This window comes from Moorena sp. SIO1F2, assembly GCF_010672755.1.
In the GTDB taxonomy this organism is placed as follows: domain Bacteria; phylum Cyanobacteriota; class Cyanobacteriia; order Cyanobacteriales; family Coleofasciculaceae; genus Moorena.
Genome location: NZ_JAAHFV010000596.1, coordinates 1 through 2,177, shown reverse-complemented (window position 1 = coordinate 2,177; position 2,177 = coordinate 1). Strand labels below are relative to the sequence as shown.

The 2,177-nt window shown below is 46.8% G+C and carries 1 protein-coding gene; it reads left to right on the top strand.

Going from position 1 to position 2,177, the window contains the following annotated elements:
- Positions 1–590 precede the first annotated feature (590 nt).
- On the top strand, positions 591–2,099 hold the full coding sequence (locus tag F6J94_RS33220; RefSeq protein WP_293048065.1) for a reverse transcriptase domain-containing protein: 1,509 nt from the start codon (positions 591–593) through the stop codon (positions 2,097–2,099).
- Positions 2,100–2,177: the final 78 nt, after the last annotated feature.

Genomic DNA, 2,177 nt, shown 5'->3' with positions numbered 1-2,177 from the left:
GAGAAGTGCGGCTTGTTCTAGGTAGGAGCCTCCCTCGTGCGGGAGGGGTATGACCTAGGTAACTCGCGGGGATAAAACCCCAAAAGTTATAACTGTCCTTCGGATGGTGGTGAAAATCCACCCCTTTAAGAGATAAGTGACTCCCTATCTTGGCCACACCGAGCAGGCGACATCCTAGCAGAGTGAAGCTGGCACCAGGGCGGAATCAGAGGCGAATCAGATGCGTCGCACTGCCGCTAACGGGGAGGTGACACGGGTAACAGATAGCGAAAGTCCTGAAAAAGTGTCTAAAGTATAAGCCGCAATCTGACTAGTACATGCGAGACTTGATTCCCGATTATTCTCACAACGTTGTTTCTCGGATAGTTGTAATCTCTGAGAAGGGAATAGGCAAAGTGGACTGCCCTAAATCACCAAAACAATCTGAGGGATGGAACAAGTAAAAACGGCAGCAACAATGAGTCTGGAGACCGGTCGAATCTACAGTAAGTTATGTCAAACTTAATCCTCACTGCCGGGTAGGATGCAGCCGAATAACTGGCTGCGGGTATTCAGAGTATACAAGCTCGTTTGAGAGCACAGTTAGACACATGGTAAAACATAGTGAACTTTGGAAAAGACAACAGTGGAAGAAACTCCGCCAGAATCTTTTCCGCCTACAAAAGCGTGTATATAAAGCGGTTCGAGCTGGTGACTTGAAGAAAGCTAGGTCATTACAAAAACTCATACTGAAATCCCGCTCAGCACAGCTTTTGGCAGTCCGACAAGTGACACAGCTAAATAAGGGCAAGAAGACGGCTGGAGTTGACGGAAAGTCAAGCCTCAACTACAGAGAACGCATGGAATTGGTTGAAGCATTGAACCACTATGGTCATGACTGGCACCATAGCGGACTACGCGAAGTCCCCATCAAGAAAAAGAATGGTAAGACTAGGATGCTAAAGATACCTACCATAGCCGACCGAGCATGGCAATGTCTGGTGAAGCTAGCCCTTGAACCAGCCCATGAGGCAACGTTCAGCGGGGATAGTTACGGGTTCAGAACGGGCAGGTGCGCCCAAGATGTTCAAAAACGACTTCAATTACATTTGAAATCAGACGCCAATGGCATCAACAAACGAATCATAGAACTAGACATCAAAAAGTGCTTCGACCGAATCAGCCACAACTCTATTATGGAAAGGCTTATAGCACCAGCAAAAATCAAAACGGGAATATACCGATGCCTAAAAGCAGGAGTATCCGTTCAGTTTCCAGACCAGGGTACCCCTCAAGGGGGGGTGGTAAGTCCTTTACTAGCAAATGTGGCTCTTAACGGAATAGAAGATATTCACACTAGTTTGCGATACGCAGATGATATGGTGTTCATCCTCAAGCCTAAAGATGATGCTGCCAAAATCCTCGAAAAGGTCAAGGCATTCTTGGCAGAAAGAGGTATGGAAATCAGTACAGAAAAGACCAAGCTGACCAAAACGACAGACGGATTTGACTTCCTGGGGTGGAGATTCCGCGTCAGAAAAGACGGAAAGTTCTCGTGCATTCCCTCAGAGGAAAATCACAGAGCAATCCGCAAGAAGATTAAAGCCGTAGTCAACTGCTCGAATTATGGTGCTGAAGTAAAAGCTAAGAAACTAGCCCCCATCGTTCGCGGATGGCGCAACTACCACAAAAGCTGCAATATGAGCAGTTCTAGGGATTCCTTATGGTTCATGTGCAACACTGCCCACCGAAAGTTCCGAAAGGAAAAGAAAGTAAGTCGGTATAGAGCCAACGAACTATGTCAAAAGGCATTTCCAAAGGTAGGTTACAAACAGAACCAACACGTGAACGTACGGGGGACTAAGTCACCCTACGACGGTGACTTAGTCTATTGGAGTCGAAGAAACTCTAACCTTTACTCCAATGCTACATCCGATGCATTGAAAGAGCAAAACCATTCCTGTGGACACTGTGGATTGAAGTTCTTAGAAGACGAATCTGTACACCTTCATCACATAGATGGAAACCACGACAATTGGTCAAAAAAGAACTTACTAGCAGTTCATCAGAGCTGCCACCAACAGATACATTGGAGCACTCCGAAAGGAAAGGATATCTAGGAGCTGCATGAGGGGAAACTTTCACGTGCAGTTCTGAAGCGGAGGTGCCCCGGATAATACCGGGCATCGACCGTAACC

Excerpts from the sequence above, each read along its gene's own strand:
- F6J94_RS33220 (WP_293048065.1), top strand. The coding sequence starts at position 591 with ATGGTAAAACATAGTGAACTTTGGAAAAGACAACAGTGGAAGAAACTC.